The sequence below is a fragment of the Sphingobacteriales bacterium genome (genome assembly GCA_016719635.1).
Classification (GTDB): domain Bacteria; phylum Bacteroidota; class Bacteroidia; order Chitinophagales; family JADIYW01; genus JADJSS01.
In genome coordinates this window covers 290,068-306,745 of record JADJYT010000007.1, presented here as the reverse complement: position 1 = coordinate 306,745, position 16,678 = coordinate 290,068, and the positions used below count along the sequence as shown (strand labels likewise).

Annotated in this window: 18 protein-coding genes and 1 pseudogene; 3 read left to right on the top strand and 16 right to left on the bottom strand. The window is 40.9% G+C overall.

Annotated features, from left to right (window positions below; genetic code table 11):
* Positions 1-320 precede the first annotated feature (320 nt).
* From IPM95_12480 to truA, 7 genes and pseudogenes are all read right to left on the bottom strand, one after another.
* Positions 321-1,043, bottom strand: a complete 723-nt coding sequence (locus IPM95_12480) for a hypothetical protein (GenBank protein MBK9330088.1) — start codon at positions 1,041-1,043, stop codon at positions 321-323.
* Complete coding sequence (locus IPM95_12475) at positions 973-1,560, bottom strand: hypothetical protein (GenBank protein ID MBK9330087.1); 588 nt, start codon at positions 1,558-1,560, stop codon at positions 973-975. The genes IPM95_12480 and IPM95_12475 overlap by 71 nt, the downstream gene beginning before the upstream one ends.
* Positions 1,561-1,585: 25 nt before the next feature.
* Complete coding sequence (locus tag IPM95_12470; GenBank protein ID MBK9330086.1) at positions 1,586-2,098, bottom strand: fibrobacter succinogenes major paralogous domain-containing protein; 513 nt, start codon at positions 2,096-2,098, stop codon at positions 1,586-1,588.
* Complete coding sequence (locus tag IPM95_12465; GenBank protein MBK9330085.1) at positions 2,092-3,348, bottom strand: PKD domain-containing protein; 1,257 nt, start codon at positions 3,346-3,348, stop codon at positions 2,092-2,094. The genes IPM95_12470 and IPM95_12465 overlap by 7 nt, the downstream gene beginning before the upstream one ends.
* 163 nt (positions 3,349-3,511) lie before the next feature.
* Positions 3,512-3,871 carry a hypothetical protein gene (locus IPM95_12460; protein MBK9330084.1) on the bottom strand — a complete coding sequence of 120 codons (360 nt, stop codon included), beginning with the start codon at positions 3,869-3,871 and terminating at the stop codon, positions 3,512-3,514.
* A gap of 113 nt (positions 3,872-3,984) precedes the next feature.
* Positions 3,985-5,749, bottom strand: a pseudogene (locus IPM95_12455) (ABC transporter ATP-binding protein).
* Positions 5,739-6,479 carry a tRNA pseudouridine(38-40) synthase TruA gene (gene truA, locus IPM95_12450; protein MBK9330083.1) on the bottom strand — a complete coding sequence of 247 codons (741 nt, stop codon included), beginning with the start codon at positions 6,477-6,479 and terminating at the stop codon, positions 5,739-5,741. The pseudogene IPM95_12455 and the gene truA overlap by 11 nt, the downstream one beginning before the upstream one ends.
* 76 nt (positions 6,480-6,555) lie before the next feature.
* Here truA and IPM95_12445 point away from each other — a divergent pair, with 76 nt between their 5' ends.
* On the top strand, positions 6,556-6,972 hold the full coding sequence (locus IPM95_12445) for a DUF4293 domain-containing protein (protein ID MBK9330082.1): 417 nt from the start codon (positions 6,556-6,558) through the stop codon (positions 6,970-6,972).
* Between the two features lie 67 nt (positions 6,973-7,039).
* On the opposite strand, the gene IPM95_12440 is transcribed toward IPM95_12445, so the two are convergent.
* From IPM95_12440 to leuC, 6 genes are all read right to left on the bottom strand, one after another.
* Positions 7,040-7,894, bottom strand: a complete 855-nt coding sequence (locus IPM95_12440) for a hypothetical protein (GenBank protein ID MBK9330081.1) — start codon at positions 7,892-7,894, stop codon at positions 7,040-7,042.
* Positions 7,884-8,648, bottom strand: a complete 765-nt coding sequence (locus IPM95_12435; GenBank protein MBK9330080.1) for a UDP-2,3-diacylglucosamine diphosphatase — start codon at positions 8,646-8,648, stop codon at positions 7,884-7,886. Before IPM95_12435 ends, IPM95_12440 begins: the two co-directional genes overlap by 11 nt.
* A 20-nt stretch (positions 8,649-8,668) precedes the next feature.
* Positions 8,669-9,088 (bottom strand): PIN domain-containing protein, encoded by a 420-nt coding sequence (locus IPM95_12430; GenBank protein MBK9330079.1) that lies wholly within the window; start codon positions 9,086-9,088, stop codon positions 8,669-8,671.
* Positions 9,081-9,341 carry a hypothetical protein gene (locus tag IPM95_12425; GenBank protein MBK9330078.1) on the bottom strand — a complete coding sequence of 87 codons (261 nt, stop codon included), beginning with the start codon at positions 9,339-9,341 and terminating at the stop codon, positions 9,081-9,083. Before IPM95_12425 ends, IPM95_12430 begins: the two co-directional genes overlap by 8 nt.
* Before the next feature lie 47 nt (positions 9,342-9,388).
* Entirely contained in the window at positions 9,389-9,973 is a 585-nt protein-coding gene (gene leuD, locus IPM95_12420; GenBank protein MBK9330077.1) for a 3-isopropylmalate dehydratase small subunit, read from the bottom strand.
* An 85-nt stretch (positions 9,974-10,058) separates the two neighbouring features.
* Entirely contained in the window at positions 10,059-11,432 is a 1,374-nt protein-coding gene (gene leuC, locus IPM95_12415) for a 3-isopropylmalate dehydratase large subunit (protein MBK9330076.1), read from the bottom strand.
* 127 nt (positions 11,433-11,559) lie between these two features.
* On the opposite strand from leuC, the gene IPM95_12410 reads away from it, so the two are divergent.
* A complete protein-coding gene (locus tag IPM95_12410) occupies positions 11,560-12,813 on the top strand; it encodes a beta-lactamase family protein (GenBank protein ID MBK9330075.1) in 1,254 nt (417 codons plus the stop codon).
* Position 12,814: 1 nt separating this feature from the next.
* Here the strand turns inward: IPM95_12410 and IPM95_12405 are convergent, their stop codons facing one another.
* Positions 12,815-13,498 carry a hypothetical protein gene (locus IPM95_12405; GenBank protein MBK9330074.1) on the bottom strand — a complete coding sequence of 228 codons (684 nt, stop codon included), beginning with the start codon at positions 13,496-13,498 and terminating at the stop codon, positions 12,815-12,817.
* A 142-nt stretch (positions 13,499-13,640) separates the two neighbouring features.
* Here IPM95_12405 and IPM95_12400 point away from each other — a divergent pair, with 142 nt between their 5' ends.
* Positions 13,641-14,777 (top strand): M20/M25/M40 family metallo-hydrolase, encoded by a 1,137-nt coding sequence (locus tag IPM95_12400; protein ID MBK9330073.1) that lies wholly within the window; start codon positions 13,641-13,643, stop codon positions 14,775-14,777.
* A gap of 24 nt (positions 14,778-14,801) precedes the next feature.
* Here IPM95_12400 and IPM95_12395 read toward each other — a convergent pair whose 3' ends face one another.
* Entirely contained in the window at positions 14,802-15,119 is a 318-nt protein-coding gene (locus IPM95_12395; GenBank protein MBK9330072.1) for a YqcC family protein, read from the bottom strand.
* 34 nt (positions 15,120-15,153) lie between these two features.
* Complete coding sequence (locus IPM95_12390) at positions 15,154-16,662, bottom strand: FAD-dependent oxidoreductase (GenBank protein ID MBK9330071.1); 1,509 nt, start codon at positions 16,660-16,662, stop codon at positions 15,154-15,156.
* Positions 16,663-16,678 lie beyond the last annotated feature (16 nt).

Sequence of the window (16,678 nt, the reverse complement as noted above, 5' to 3'; positions counted from 1 at the left end):
ATCAAATGTAGGGGTATGCCGAATAAACAGAATCTAAGTTAAACTTGATAAATAAAACGGATTAGAAGAAGAAAAATAACTGCCATAATTAAAAGTGATATTATAGAATTATCATATTTTAATGCTTTATTGCCAATATTTGAGCAACCAGAAACACTAATTAACGAAGATTATTTAAACGAGATTCAAGAAATTCCAGATTTGATATTATTATCTTCTAAATTAAGGCATAAGATATTTAATGGATTGTTTCTTACCAAAATATCTTTACAAACCTGATTATTGATGTTCTGATAATCACTAGTGTTACCATTCATTTCCTATATAACAAATTTTAAATTATGTGTACCTGAACTAGAAAGGTCAATACTATTAAGAGTATAAACGGCAAAACTATTATTTGTAAGATTAGCATTAATATTTGTTGTATTTAACAACAAATTATCTAGGTATGTAGTTATTTTCAAATTCGTAATAGTTGAAGTACCACTGTTTCTAATTTTAACTTTAGGAAAAAAGTTACCATTACATATAGGTTCACTTAAATTATTTAATACACTATCTATTCCAACTTCTAAGGCCGTATTAATTGGTAGAAGTGCAGGAGAGCTAACTAAACTCCATCTATAATCTCCATATAAAGCAGCACGTACTCTTTCTTTTTGACCTACAGTAAATCTGCTCCATAATGATGCTCCACAATAACTCATATAGTTCTTTCTTACATTTTGAAAATCACCACTTACTGAACACGTCATGGTGGTACAGGAATCAATATTATGTGGTGGTGTATCACAAACTTTATCTCCATCTGCTAAACAGTTATTATTATAAGGACAACCATTAGCATCCTGTAACCCATCAAATGTGTGATATAATGAAAAGTAGTGTCCAATCTCATGTGCTAATAAACCACCCCATATACAATTATATTCTACAAAGACACCTTCGTGCTCTTCATCAGTAGGAAAATTAGCATATCCACAAACATCTATTTTCCCAACCCAAATATTCAGATATTGATCTCTTGGCCAATGATAAATCCTTTACTCTTATTCCATCTGCACTCAATGTATCAAATAGATGTACTCCCTGTGAGGAATATTTTGGCACACTACTTCCGTTTACTCGATTAATGCCTGTTGTTGCATTTCCACTTGGATCACGAACTGCTAAAGCAAACTGTATTTCCAAATCCACACCATCACCAATAATCCTTCTAAATCTTTGATTTAAGTTTGCCAATGAAGATGTAATAGTAGCATTAGAAATATTAGTACCCGTACCAATTGGCTCTCCTAAATGTATAACATGAAAAACCACTGGAATAGTAAAAACACCACTAGGTTGACAATCATTTTGCGTAATACGAGCATTCGGATTATTATGTTTATTTTTTAGAATAGAATAAATTTCCTGTTCCATTTTTTGCCGTTCAGCTGCGTATGTGGGGTTGGTTCTTTTTAAGTATGCATCGTATTCGTCAGTACCGCACATAGATTGTGCATTTAATTTTAAAATGCTAACTAAAACAAAAGCAAGTAAGAATATTTTTTTCATAGTACAGTTTTATATTTTTAATCTTTTACACAACGGACAGAATAGCCACTCCCCTTATAGTTAGAGTTCCTAGTCGCATTTGAATTATAGCGAGACAGACTGCGAGACCATGCATAAGTTGTATAATTCTCCGTAGACGTCCAAAGTACCCATAGTTCCAAATAGCGCCGAATGAACCAAAGCCGTCCCGCCAACCTGCAGGAAGACCTGTAAAACCGCTGCTGTTGGTTGAACCTATGTTTGGGTTCAACCATAAATTTATACTTTTCATAACTCTACCAGCTATACTATCACCGCCCAAATAAGTGGTTAAGATTGTCCATTCTGCATCTGTAGGTACATGCCAGCCAGCAGGTGCTAGTTTACCAGTATTTACTGCATGCCAGTTGTATAGCATGCCATAAGTGGCCTTGTTGGCAGGGTCATTATTATAAATGGCATAAGCACCAGAAGTGGTATATTCCCATGTTAAACCGCTCAAACCAGTAGGTATGGCACTGCCATCATTATATCGAGTGGTTTTCAAATTCTCTACCATCCAGCATTGTGTACCAATAGTAACTGTATTATATACATTCCATCTATATCTGTAACAGTGCCACAATTTGCTAAGCTACCTGTAGTGGTAAAACTTTGCTCGTTACCGTAAGAAGTGCCAGTCGTATTGGTGGCATACGCACGTACATAATAGGTAGTGTTGGTTGTTAAACCTGTAAGGTTGCTTGTAAAACTTCCTGTGCCTGTGCCATCTGTTGTTTTGCTGTTTGCAATAGTTGGGTTTTGTGCAGTACTCCAACACACGCCTCTTGCTGTTACGGAACTGGTACCCTGGCTCGTAATAATTCCACCGGAAGTGGCTGTGGTATTTGCCGGGTTCGTAATAGCAGTAGTTGTTAAAGTAGGAAGTTGTGGGTTAACATCACTTACTACAATATACCCAGTCTTTGTTTTTGTATCATTACCGTTTGCATTTGTTGCTACAAGTGAAACAGTATAAGTGCCAGCTGTATTGTATTGAATATTGGTAGGGTTTTGCAAGGTAGATGTTGCAGGTGTGCCTCCCTGAAAACTCCACGACCAACTTGTTGGATTACCTGTAGATAAATCCGTAAAATTGACAGAATTGCCTGTTGTAATTGCTGTCTGGCTTGCACTAAAATCTGCTGTCGGTGCTTGATTGGTGGAGCAAGTAAACAATGATTTGGAATAGTCAAAAATCTCAGGATAGGATACAGAGGCAATACCTAAAAATTTAGCTTCTGCTCCCGCACTCACACCTGCTTTCAATTCGCAATCCGGAACTGGCAATAAAGTACCGGATGCTTTTACATAGCCTTGTGCGGAAACACTCGCTTCTAAATTGTCTGAATCAAATAATTTAAATTCTATAGCCGGTTCTAAAAATATTTTCATATCTGCATTACCATTAATCCCTGAAAAATTATAGGTAGCTTGCATGGTTTGAGTATAATCTTTATTCCAGGTACTGTTTTTATATTCTAAGGAAGCACTAACATTGCTGTTTATATTTTGGGTTGCAGAAACAGAAACATTAATGGATGCATTTGCTCCGATATTTAAATTCAGATTCGGATTAATTACCAAGAACCCGAATAACGTTATCGGAGCTAATGGTTGTTCATAAATCTTTACTTTCTTCGAAATGCTACCCACACTGCCACCGGCACTTATCGATTGCTGTAATGCCGTTTCAAAAGAACCTTCCACTTTATAATAATTGGTCCCCAATGCTCCAATATCAATAATCAGATGAAATGTTGGAGTCATTACTACATTTTCACTTAATTTTATTTGATCATTAATAGTACTATTATTTCCATCGCCGTCGTATAATATTATGTTTGGAAATTCGAGCGAAAACTCAACACCGTTTATTCTACATGCCGAATCTGCCGGTGTAAAAGTTTTTGTATAATCAATATGCAATTCTTTAAAAGGCTTCCTGCAGGGATACTTCAACGGTTGTAAATGTATAAATAGTGCCGCTTTTTTGAATGTTGGTGATTTTCCTTAAAAAACCATAGGGCGCATTGGTAGTAATTCCAGAAACAATGATACTTCCAACCGTTAAACTTTCTAATTGGGTTGTATTTCCATCGAATACCACTTTAACTGAGTCTAAAGATTCAAGTACCAGCGAAGTGGAATTATCAATGATAACAGTTTTTGGACCTAATACATAAGAACCTGGTGTGTTGGTATCTTTTTCTTTTTTACAGGATAAACTGAAGCAGAAAAGAAAGAAAAGCGGGAGATATTTGAGATATTTCATGATTCGTCTGGCTTGCATCTATAAGGCATTAAATACCAATATATAAATGTACGAATCATTTTTTATATCATACTAATAAAAAATGAAATAATAAAATCCGAATGAAGCCGCTGATAGATATACAGCATTCATCAAACCAGCAATTCGCTCCTGAACTGCATCTCATAGAGTTTTCTGTAATAGCCGTCTTCCTTTTGCAATAACTCCTCGTGTGTTCCAATCTCCTTAATTTCTCCTTTGTCCAGCACCATGATCTTATCGGCATTCTGCACCGTAGATAAGCGGTGTGCAATCACAATGGAAGTCCTGCCCTTCACCGGGGTTTCTATGGCATGCTGTATCAGGTTTTCCAGATTCGGTATCTACACTGGACGTGGCTTCGTCCAGTATCAGGATCTGGGGATTATACACCAATGCACGGATAAATGAAATCAGCTGTCGCTGGCCAACGGACAATGTAGCGCCGCGCTCCATCACATTCTGCTTATACCCATCGGGCAGTTCCATGATGAAATCATGCGCACCCACCAGCTTACTGGCTTCTATCACCTGCGCTTCTGAGATGAGCGGATTTTTCAGGGTAATATTATCCATCACCGTACCGGAGAACAGGAAAACATCCTGCAGCACGGTTCCTATGTTAGACCGCAAGGCACTCAGTTTGTATTCGCGCGCATTTACAGCATCCAGTAAGATCTCTCCCTGCTGGATTTCATAAAATCTGTTGAGAATATTAATCGTAGATGATTTTCCCGAACCTGTGGCACCTACAATGGCCAATGTTTCTCCGGCATTCACCTTGAAAGAAATATCTTTCAGCACATATTCGTCATCGTTATACGCAAACCATACCTTTTTAAATTCAATGTCCCCTTTTATCTTTTCCGGAGCCAGCTTGCCCTTATCTTCTATTTTCTCTTCCGTATCCAACAACCGGAAAACACGCTCGGATGCGATGATGCCCATTTGAAGGGTATTGAATTTATCCGCCAGCATACGCAACGGACGAAAGGCGAGATTCAGGTATAATATGAAAGAAGTAAACACCCCGACTGTTGCAAACCCGTTCATCACCTGATGTGCACCGTACCATATCAGTAAAGAGATGGCTAATGCCAGAATGACTTCAACCACCGGGAAAAAGATGGAATAATACAACACGGACTTATCATTTGCTGAATAATGCTCATGGTTCAGTTTGTCAAACTTTTTAAATTCCCGGTCCTGCGCATTAAATATCTGCACGATGCGCATACCGGAAATATGTTCCTGCACAAAGGCATTCAGCTGCGCCACTTTCTCTCTGACATCATTAAAGGAAACCCGCACCTTTTCTTTAAAGATATAGGTCGCTATCAATACAATCGGGAATGTCGTTAAACACACCAGGGCGAGTTTCCAGTTGATAAACACCATGAATCCGATTACAAATATCAGGGTCAGGACGTCCGCTACTATCGTTATCAATCCTTCTGAAAAGATGTTGTTAATGGCCTCAATGTCATTGATGGTTCTGGTAGTGATGATGCCCACGGGTGTTTTGTCAAAAAACCGCAGGCGCATGGTTTGCACATGATTGAACAGGCGTGTTCGTAAATTCAGCATGATGGTTTGTCCCAGTTTAGTGGAATTCAGTCCAAATAGATATTTCACCAAAAACTCGGCAATCAGCGAGACCAATAAAACAAAACCCATCCACTCGAGGCCTATTCCATTCTGCGCGATGATGTTGTTATCGACTGTAATCTGAATCAGGTACGGACGAAGCGGAGTCACCACAGATACCAATATTCCCAGAGCGAAGGAAAGGAGGAACAATCTCTTAAATGGCAACGCCAGGCGTATCACCCTTTTGAGTGTCGCCCAGTCACTGCCTTTTACCTGCTTACTTTTCATTAAAATCGTATGTTATCTTCCACAAAAACAACCCTTTTGCGGGTACCGAAATTTTTACCTCCAGCGAATCTTTTGCATGAACAGCATCCAGCAGTTCTTGTTCAGACAATTTTCCCAAACCCACCATTAATAATGCGGCCGTAATGCGGCGCACCATATTCCGGAGAAAGCGATTGGCCGTAATGGTGAACACCAAGCCGTTTTCGGCAGTTTCCCAATAAGCATTTTCCAATTTACAGATTGAGGTTTTATTATCACTTCCTTTTTTTTCAAAGGAAGCAAAATCGCGTTCTCCAAAAAGCTGCTGTATGCAATGGTTCATCTTTTGAATATCCGGCCGCCATTCATGTACCTGAAAACTGAAATCTTCCAGAAACGGATTTTTATCAAAATGGATGAAATATTTATAGGTCCGGCTGACGGCATCAAATCGGGCATGCAAATCATCCACTGCTTCAAAAATCTCAGCAATGGAAATATCCTCAGGCAGTATCCGGTTGATACGGTATATGAAATTTTCAGGAAGGACTGCGTCCGTATCTGTATGCGCATAGTATTCCTTTGCATGAACCCCTGTATCCGTGCGTCCGCAGCCCACCAGTTCTACAGGTGCATTAAATATTTTGGACAAATTCTGCTCCAGCACCTCCTGCACGGAAACAGCATTCTCCTGTCGCTGCCAGCCACAGTAATTTTTTCCGTTATAGGATAGCCGCATGAAATAACGCATGTTATAAAGATACGGGATAGCAGATTTTTATAGTATTAATTTTTGACAATTGGTATATTCCCCCTAATTTTACCTTATGATACAACGCGTTCAAACCATTTATCTTTTATTGGCTGCACTGGCATGCATCGCCTTTATCTTCGTTCCGTTCGGACAAATCAAGACACCGGAGGGCGGAACAGAAACATGGGCCATCAAACAGGTCACTCCGGTTATGATTTCCGCTATTGTTGTCGCAGCTACCAGCCTTATTTCCATCTTTTTGTTCAAAAACAGAAGAACACAGATGAAGTTGGTCCTGGTGAATATCATGCTTTCCGTTGCGTTGATCGGATTGTTTGTTTTTGGCGTCACACAGCATATTGGGCTACGGAATTATACATTCGGTATCGGGGCGATACTTCCATTGTTCATCCTGCTTTTTAATATGCTGGCGTATGGCAGCATTAAAAGCGATGAGAACCTGGTAAAATCGATGGATAGGTTGAGATAAAAAAGAGACGAGATTTGTGATTAGGAGACATGAGATATTACAGTTTAAATCTCGACCTCCTATCCGATTAAAACTTCCAGATTTCCGCAAATCCGTCTTTGTTTACTCCGCAGATAATTGTTTTACCGATTTGAATATTCCTTAATTCCGGTGTTTTTGTATAACGCGTTTCCGTAAACGTGAGATTGTCGTAACTGTAGATAGTATTATCTTTTACATAATACAGCGCCCCGTCAATAACAGTCACATTACGGATATTTTCTATCGGGATGTTTTTGATATAATTTCCCTGATTGTCAAAAATAAAAATGCCATCCTGTCTGTCCACCAGGTACAGCAATATGCCGGATTCCAGGATTTGTCTCGGATTAATTTTTTTACCGGTTAACATGGAGATGGTATTACTGGTAAAGATGGCTTTCTGATCTTTGTCCATCTTAACTAAACGCTGGGTAGCGGCATCCCAGATCCACAGAAAATTATTATCATATGAAGAGCCGATACAGGTAATGATGTAATTCTGCAGACTATATGCATCTACGACATCCAGCTCGCGGAGGCGGTTGTCCAGCTGAATGATCTTCCCGTAATCGGGTGAAAACAGGATTGTTTTAAATCCATTGACACTGATGATTTCCGTATGTTCGTTGATGTAAATGCTGCCGTAGTTCTGGATAAAGACGCCGTCGGAATTATACCGCTCCACGATGCCTTTCTTCAACAGGAAAATGTCATTGGTCGTGTTGATGAAAATATCATCCGGCTTTGATTTCTCTATCGTTCTAAAATATATGGGGGTGCCGGGAAAGGCAACAGGAATAAAGAATAAAGAAGACAGTACAATAAAGATAAATCTATAAATATGTTTATTGAAACACGATGTGCAATTAAGAGACAGGCTATTTCCATTTTCAGTCTTCATATTTTACCATTTTCACCTTTTCGCCGTCGTAAACGGCATAATTACAGTTGATAATCCAGTCGCCTAAGTTAATGTACGTGCTTCTATCGCTGAGTTGTATCTCCATCGGAAGGTGGCGGTGTCCCATAATAAAATAATCAAAATGATGTTCGGTCAGTTTTCTTTTGCAATATTGAATCAGCCACTCCTTCTCTTCCCCGTGAAATACCTCTATTGTTGGGTCCGTGAAGGTATGCCTGCTCCAAAGTTGTGCAATTTTTATACCAATATCAGGATGCAGCCAGCGAAACAGCCATTGACAAAGCTTATTGGTAAAAATTCTTTTAAGGATTTTATATTTGGCATCGCCGGGACCTAAGCCATCGCCGTGTGCTAGCAGGAAACCCCTGACCCCTGAAGGGGAATTACATTCTAGTTTAACTTTGTCGTCAAAGATTGTTGCTCCTATTTCTTTTTTCAGATAATCCTTCATCCACAAATCATGGTTGCCGATGAAGATATAGATCTCAATCCCATCGTCCCTGAGCTGTAGTAATTTCGCCAGAAAACGGACAAATCCCTTCGGCACTGCCCGTTTGTATTCAAACCAGAAATCAAACGTATCCCCTATCAGAAATATGGCCTGCGCGTCTGATTTCGCAGCACTCAAAAAACGGCAAAGTTTCTTTTCTCTCTCCGAACTGGCTGCAGCATCAGGGGCACCTAGGTGCAAATCGGAGATAAAATAGACTTTTTTACCGGCAATGATATTGATGGATAGCTGTTGCAATTAATTTATTTTACAAATAATTTACAAAATTGAGCTGACGTTAATACACGAATGTTTTTTGCCTTCCCGAAATCTTTTAAATTTCGTGTAATTAAAAAAGCACATTTATTTTCAAGTGCCGTATAATATTGGATGGCATTTTCAAAATCGGAAAAATCGGAATGCAGGGCATTTTTAGTTGAATCATGCGTCGTATTTACTATCTGTATCATCTCTGAAAGGTCAATTAACCTTGATTTTACCATTGCCGGAGAGAATTCTTTTCTTAAAACATAAAACACATTAGCATAAATAATTGCGGAAGTGTGTAATTTAATCTTTTTGAGAGAAGCATATGTGAGTATTTGTTTGGCATCTTTAAAAAATGGTTTTCTTTCGGAAAGAAAATCAAGTATGATATCAGAATCAATAAATACATTATACACCATAATATTTTTTAAGGAGACGTGACTGCTTGTCTTTCTTGATATCAAAATCTTTGGGTAATTTCATTTTCAATGACCCAGCCAATTTTTCTACTTTTTCTATATATTCTGATTTATAATAGGGAACATCCAGTACGGAAAACGCCAAATAATCCTCCACCATAGCAGACAGACTTTTGCCTTCTTTTTTAGCTTTGATTTTTGCCTTTTCAATTATCTTGGCATCGATGGAAAGGGTCAATTTTGCCGTCATACGTATAAATCTACAAGTAAATATACGTATAAAATCTGATTTTCATCCTACTGCTTTAACTCAAACTCAGCAATTTTTCCCTTCAGGCTCAGCAGGTAATCGATATCATCGTATCCGTTAATCATACAGGTTTTTTTGTACGGATTGATATCAAAAAATTCTATTTCCTGCGTAGCCGTAAGCTCTATCGTCTGTTTCACCAGATTTACTTTCACCTCCACAGCCGGATTGGCTTCGATTGCAGTAAACAGTCTTTCCAGAAACTCCGGGGATACGACTACCGGCAGCAATCCGTTGTTCAATGCATTGTTCTTAAAAATATCCGCAAAGAAGGAAGAGACGACGACCCGGAATCCATAATCATAAATGGCCCAGGCGGCATGCTCACGGGAAGATCCACAGCCGAAATTCTTGCCAACCACCAATATTTCTCCCTGGTAGGTTTTATCGTTGAGCACAAAATCCACTTTAGGCGTATCGTCAGGATTATACCTCCAATCGCGGAACAGGTTATCACCAAACCCTTCGCGGGTGGTAGCTTTCAGAAATCGTGCCGGGATAATCTGATCGGTATCCACATCTTCCAGATGGAGCGGTACGCAGGTGGTTTGTATGGTGGTGAATTTTTCCATGTTTTTCTTATTTTGTCATTCGAATGCAGTGAGAAATCCTGCCAAACTGATTCAAAAGATTGTTTCGCTCTGCCCGCAATGACGTTTACAATAATTCTCTTACATCCGTAATTTTTCCTGTAATGGCAGCAGCGGCAGCCATCAGCGGACTGGCCAGTAAAGTGCGGGCACCTTGTCCCTGCCGACCTTCAAAATTTCTGTTGGATGTGGAAATGCAATATTTACCTGCAGGAATCTTGTCTTCATTCATACCCAGACATGCGGAACAGCCCGGTTCACGCAACTCCATACCGGCTTCCACCAAGATCTTATCGATGCCTTCTTCCTTCGCCTGGTTTTCAATTTGTTTGCTGCCGGGCACTACCCAAACCGTCACATGCTCCGCCTTCTTTTTCCCTTTCACCAGCTGCGCAAATAAGCGCAGGTCTTCCATTCTCGAGTTGGTACAGCTTCCCAGAAAAACATAATCAATTGATTTGCCTAACATAGACTGGCCTTTTTCAAACCCCATATACTGCAGGGACTTTTCCAGTCCGGCATCCTCGATAGCAGGAATCGTATCAGAAATCCGGATACCCATAGCAGGATTGGTTCCATACGTAATCATGGGTTCGATGTCCGCCGCATCATAAGTATATTCCTTATCAAAAACGGCATCCGCGTCTGTTTGGAGCTGCTTCCATTTTTCAACAGCCGCATCAAAATCTACGGGAGAAAATTCCCGTCCTCTTAAATAATCAAATGTTATCTCATCCGACGCAATGATACCACCCCGCGCACCCATTTCTATACTCATATTGCAGATGGTCATGCGCGCTTCCATGCTCAGGCTTCGGATGGCAGAACCCGCATATTCTACAAAATAGCCGGTGCCGCCGCTGGTGGATATCCTGGAGATGATGTACAGAATAATATCCTTGGATGTAACCCCTTTTCCCAATTCACCTTCCACGTTGATACGCATCTTCTTAGGTTTAGTTTGAAGGATACACTGCGTAGCCAGCACCTGTTCCACTTCAGAAGTGCCGATTCCGAATGCAATCGCGCCAAAAGCTCCGTGTGTGGAAGTATGTGAATCGCCGCAGACAATGGTGATGCCTGGCTGTGTGATGCCCAGCTGCGGCCCGATAACGTGTACAATCCCCTGAAACGGATGCCCAAGCCCGTATAATTCGATTCCGTAGCGTTGACAATTATCAATTAATGTATCGACCTGATGGCGCGATAATTTTTCTCGGATAGGCAGATCCTGATCCCTGGTAGGCACATTATGATCGGCCGTGGCAATTGTTTGTTTGGGACGAAGAACGGGGATGCCTCTTTTGTCCAACCCTGCAAATGCCTGAGGCGTAGTCACTTCATGAATAAAATGCTTGTCAATATAAAATACCTGCGGTCCGTTTTCAATGGACTCTACTACATGCGCATCCCATACCTTGTCAAATAATGTTTGTCCCATTGTACTGATTGAAATATAAACAGGATTACAAGTTATAGAATTTATACCCTTTAAGATTTGGAATTTGATTAAGCTATCATTAAAAGTTGGAATTTATTCTGTATCTTTTGAGTCCAAAAAATGAAGTATGGCGACACCCGTTTATGGTTATGCGAAAGAAGGTTTTGAGAAAGTAAAAACCGCCTTTGAAGAGAATTTTGAAAAAAGAAAAGAAGTCGGCGCCTCCTGCTGCATCTACCATAATGGAGAAAAAGTGGTGGACTTGTGGGGAGGTTATAAAAACAAGGAAAAAACGGAAGCCTGGGAGGAAGATACCGTATCCATCGTATTCTCGACCACCAAAGGACTGTCGTCACTGGCATTCGCCCTCCTGCACTCCAAAGGCCTCGTGGATTATGATGAAAAGGTTTCGGTCTATTGGCCGGAATTTGCCTTCAACGGCAAAGAAAACATCACCATCCGGCAGCTGCTGGCACATCAGGCAGGATTGTTTACCAATGACAAAACGCTCTCTTTTGAGGTACTGAACGATGAGGAACGCTTATCGAACCGACTGGCGAAACAAAAGCCATTCTGGATACCCGGCGAAAAGAAAGGCTACCATGCCTGGACGATTGCTATGTACCAAAATGAAATCTGCAAACGGGTAGATCCGTTTAGAAGGCCTCTGCATGTATTTTTCAGGGATGAAATCGGAGAAGTCTTAAACATTGACTTTCACATCGGGTTGCCGAAAGAGTTTCCGCACCACCGTTTAGCACGCATCATTCCATTTCTTCCGCAGGAAGCATTGGCCAAAGGCGGCAATTCCGATTTGGGAAACATCATGAAAGGGATTTTAAATCCGTTTTCCTACTTTTACAAATCCCTTCTAAATCCACCACACGCTTTGAATCTGAACAATTTCAACAAACGCAAGTTCTTGGAAATACCGAATGGCTCCGCGCATGGTTTCGGCAATGCCCGTTCCATAGCACAGGCCTACAATGAATTTGCGACAGGGGGAGGGAATCTAGGTATCAAGAAAGAAACGCTTTCGCTTCTGGAAGCCGCTCCCATCCACCCCAAGAAAGGCAGAACGGATTTAGTATTGCATGTGGATATCCCGTTTTCCCTGGGGTTTGCGAAACCATCAGAGTTTCAGAATTTTGGCATCAATTACAGAAGCTACGGCTCTTTTGGGGCAGGTGGTTCGGGTGGGTTTGCAGATCCGGAGAAAAGAGTTGCCTATGCTTATGTCATGAATAAAATGGGCACACATATCGCCAATGACCCGAGGGAAGTAGCGCTGAGAAATGCCACCTACGAGTGCATCTTTGATTTGGAGCGGAAACAGAATTCGTTGCAGTCGCAGGAAAGTAGCACCACATTGGTTCAATGAATTAATTCTTAACACTGCTTAATTCAATATTATCCACCCCGAACGCCCAACGTTCATTCAGCTTATCAATCAGCTTGCCGCAGAACAGCGCAAAGAAAGGCGCAGCGATAACATCAACGGAATAGTGCACGTGCTGCCACATAATGAGCAGCGCCAGCACCGGAGTGGCAAGAGTGAGATATATCTTCCAGAACCTGTTCGGGGAAAAATAAATCAACAGACACATGACGGAAACATGGCCGGAGAAAAACAAATCCTTCGTCACCACATTCACGTTATTCAGGAAGAATCCGGTAATCGGGTCCCGAAGATAAATCATGCCGGAAGGCGGTTCCAGCGGAACTGCATAAACCGTTATGGTGCGCAATATCAGTAACAGCGAGACCGCCTGCAATGCCTTAAGAAATAGTTTTGGTTGCAGGAGAATTAATATCAACGAAATCAATAACGAGGAATGTACTATGCAGAAAATCGGCAGGGAGTATTCTTTTGGCGGAAGCCGGTTCAGGAAAGGATCCAACAACAAGGTGCCTCTTCTAATCTCCAATATGCTTAGGTATAAGGAAGAAAAATAAATCACCAGTGCGAAGAGCAGGAACGTCATGAAAAACTGCACCCTGAAACGATTAGAGTCCCATAACACTTTCCAGCTAGTCGTCATTCTGTCAAAAAAAAATCGTATCATTTTTTTACTTTAAGATGCTCAGACACACCCGCTTACCCCAAAAAACCTATTCTATATTACGAATATTTTCGTAAAAAACATATTTCATCCGGGATTTTTATCCCCGACAACAATTTGTGCCATATCTTTAGTAAATTCATACGTGATAAATTTTATTGAAGATATCATCTCCCGTTTCGGCGGAAGATACTTTGGCAGTGAACAGGAAAAGGATGCACAATACTATACCGCTGACCTGTTGAAGCAATATTGTGACAAGGTGGAAGTGGAAGAATTCCTGTCACCGCTGGAAGCACACTTTCAGTCGCTCAAGATTTTTTGTATCGTTTATATCACCGTACTTATTTTTTTAAAGACAGATATCCGTATTGCGGCAGGCTTAGGCATTTTAAACAGCATTTTATTTTTAGGACATTTTGTAACCTACCGGCACTGGCTCGACTTTCTGTTTCCCAAAAAACCTTCCTGGAATGTGATTGGGGATATAGAACCGTTGCAAACTGCCACTTCAACCCTCATTATTGCAGGCCACATGGACAGTGTCAAAGAATTCAAATGGTGGTACAAATTAAAACAGACGGGTGCTGCGTTAACCGTTATTGCGGGATTTCAGATTACCCTTTTAGGCATATACGCGTTGCTATCCTTATTTATCAGTGCTGCATGGTTTACTTATATCTGGTGGCTTTTCGTCGTTCTCACACCCATATTGATCGTATTCTATGATATGCATGCTGAAGAAGTAGTGGACGGCGCTTCTGACAACCTGACGGGAGTGGCGATGGCAGTAGAAATGGCGAAAGTGTTTTCCAAAAGGAAGCTGCAGCATACCCGATTACGCCTGATTAGCTTTGGTTCTGAAGAAGCTGCCCTGCGGGGTGCCTATGCCTATGCCCAAAAGCATAAAAAACAATTGCTGCTGGAGAAAGTCTTCCTTTTTAATATCGATACAATAAAAGATCTGGAACACCTGACCGTTGCATCGTCTGAAGTAAACACGCTCGCGTTTTATAAAAAGGAGCATGTGCAGTTGGTGGAGGATGCCTTCTTGGCAACTAATGTTGCCTATAAAAAATTACCGCTTGGCGTGGGAGCCTCTGACGCGTCTGCCTTTCACATGCTGGGATTGCCGGCTGTATGCATCATAGGCATGGATTCCCAAAGCCTGGACCCCGCCTATCATACCCGGCTGGACAAAGTGGATTGCATCCATCCGGAGGCGCTGGAAGCAATGAAGAAAGTAGTAATCCAATTTATTGAAACCTGGGATACGAAGTAAAGATGGATTGTTTCTCAAAAATAATTAATTAAACAGCGCGTCAAAATCACTTACTATTTTAAGCAACTGTTCCGCCTCCGGCCAGCCATCGAATTCCCGGAATGCAAAGACAGATACATTACTGGTGGCGGGAAACTGACCTTTCTCGTCTATTATGGCCTGTACTCTTGGAATCAGTACAAACTGCAGCCACTCCGTAAATGCCATGGTGTGAGAGCCGAATGCACCCATGTTCACCAACTTTTCAGGTGCAATGGGTTCGGATGACCAAACATTTAAGCGCTTTAGTTCATCTTCCAGCTTTTTGATCTGCAGGGCACTTTGTTCATATACCATATCCATGTCCATAAATTCTCATAAATGTATTGAAGAACCGTCACATCGTCAACATACCATATCCATATACACTCTCCAACTGATTCTCCTGAAGTTTTTCTTGAGTGAGAATATAATTTGCAGCCATGGCGCCGCTGGTGTAGGCAGCTTCCATCAACATCGAAGGAACTGGCAGTTTCACCCAATCACCGGCGAAAAACAGATTAGGTATTTCTGTTTTAACGGAAGGCCTGTTTTTATATTGATTCAAATGAAACGCCGGAAAATCATCGCGGTGCTGAAAATATTCATGGCGGATTTTCATGCCTCTTAATTCCGGAAAGTAATGATAGAATTCCTGCAGCAACTGCAGTTGAATGGCTTCATCATCGATTAAATCATCCGGCAATGAATAAGAGTGCAGTTCAAAAATCCCGCCGTTATTCTTATTGCTCCACGCCATGGATTCCTTTTCCATCTTGTGATAGAAGGTGACGCTGTCCAGACATTTCAACCTGTCTGTAAATAGGAAATAAGGATAGCTTTTGTTCTCTTCAAACCGATCCGTCCATACCCTAAGAACGGCATATCGGTCCGTACATTTTATTTCACTGATGCTTTTTTGAAGGGAAATGCCATTTTCCAAACCTATGGATTTTTGAATCAGAGGCTTTAAATGTTTTATATCCAGGCTTAAAATGCAATAATCAAATGTTTCATCATTCACGACAAACCTATCATTTGTGTATTCAATTTTTTCAACGGCTGCGTTTCGAAGTATTTTTCCATTATGCTGTAAAATAAAGTCCTCAACCGGCTTCAAAAATGTATGTTCGAAATCATCGTCCAGCACGTCGTAAATCAGGCCGTCATCGTTGCTTAAAAAATAAAAATGAAATCCCTTAATCAGTTCTGCCAGACTCATTTTATGCGGTTCGGCAAAGAAGGCCCTGGCGAAACTGTTAAACACCAACCGCATGTGCCCGGGCATGGCGGTTTGTTGGGCGAACTGCTCAAAACTTACCCCGTCATATTTTTCAAATGTTTTAACGGGATGATAGCGCAGCAATTTTAAGAAAGACATCGACATCGGATTAATAAATGTCCGGAAGTTTAAAACCCCTTTTTTACGCAAGTCAAAAATATTTAATCCCGGTGTATTGTCGATACCGGCAAATCCCTGCTGTTTTCCATCCTGATACAGAATCACATAATCGTCAATAGGAATCAGATGCTTGAAGACATCTATTTTTTTCATGAAATTCCGCAGGTTATAATACTGACGGAAAAAGGCATGAAAGCCATGTTCCGTCTGCAACGTTTCTCCGTTGCTTTCAAATGACCAGGAACCTACTTTCCCGCCTAGATAAGCATTCTTTTCAAACAGGGTCACTTCAAATCCGCGCTCCGCTAAATTAGCGGCAGCACTCAGTCCGGCAATTCCTGCACCAACAATGGCTGCTTTCTTTTTTACAGCAAGCTTTACCGGTAAACTCTCATCAACCGTATTGACAGCGACTTTGTAATTCTTTAGTTTGGATTTTATCTTTTTGCGTAACCAGTTTTTCATCTTATTCGTCATTACG

Excerpts from the sequence above, each read along its gene's own strand:
- IPM95_12475 (MBK9330087.1), bottom strand. The coding sequence starts at position 1,560 with ATGAAAAAAATATTCTTACTTGCTTTTGTTTTAGTTAGCATTTTAAAA.
- IPM95_12470 (MBK9330086.1), bottom strand. The coding sequence starts at position 2,098 with ATGGTAGAGAATTTGAAAACCACTCGATATAATGATGGCAGTGCCATA.
- IPM95_12465 (MBK9330085.1), bottom strand. The coding sequence starts at position 3,348 with ATGACTCCAACATTTCATCTGATTATTGATATTGGAGCATTGGGGACC.
- IPM95_12460 (MBK9330084.1), bottom strand. The coding sequence starts at position 3,871 with ATGCAAGCCAGACGAATCATGAAATATCTCAAATATCTCCCGCTTTTC.
- truA (MBK9330083.1), bottom strand. The coding sequence starts at position 6,479 with ATGCGTTATTTCATGCGGCTATCCTATAACGGAAAAAATTACTGTGGC.
- IPM95_12445 (MBK9330082.1), top strand. The coding sequence starts at position 6,556 with ATGATACAACGCGTTCAAACCATTTATCTTTTATTGGCTGCACTGGCA.
- IPM95_12440 (MBK9330081.1), bottom strand. The coding sequence starts at position 7,894 with ATGAAGACTGAAAATGGAAATAGCCTGTCTCTTAATTGCACATCGTGT.
- IPM95_12425 (MBK9330078.1), bottom strand. The coding sequence starts at position 9,341 with ATGACGGCAAAATTGACCCTTTCCATCGATGCCAAGATAATTGAAAAG.
- leuD (MBK9330077.1), bottom strand. The coding sequence starts at position 9,973 with ATGGAAAAATTCACCACCATACAAACCACCTGCGTACCGCTCCATCTG.
- leuC (MBK9330076.1), bottom strand. The coding sequence starts at position 11,432 with ATGGGACAAACATTATTTGACAAGGTATGGGATGCGCATGTAGTAGAG.
- IPM95_12410 (MBK9330075.1), top strand. The coding sequence starts at position 11,560 with ATGGCGACACCCGTTTATGGTTATGCGAAAGAAGGTTTTGAGAAAGTA.
- IPM95_12405 (MBK9330074.1), bottom strand. The coding sequence starts at position 13,498 with ATGATACGATTTTTTTTTGACAGAATGACGACTAGCTGGAAAGTGTTA.
- IPM95_12395 (MBK9330072.1), bottom strand. The coding sequence starts at position 15,119 with ATGGATATGGTATATGAACAAAGTGCCCTGCAGATCAAAAAGCTGGAA.
- IPM95_12390 (MBK9330071.1), bottom strand. The coding sequence starts at position 16,662 with ATGAAAAACTGGTTACGCAAAAAGATAAAATCCAAACTAAAGAATTAC.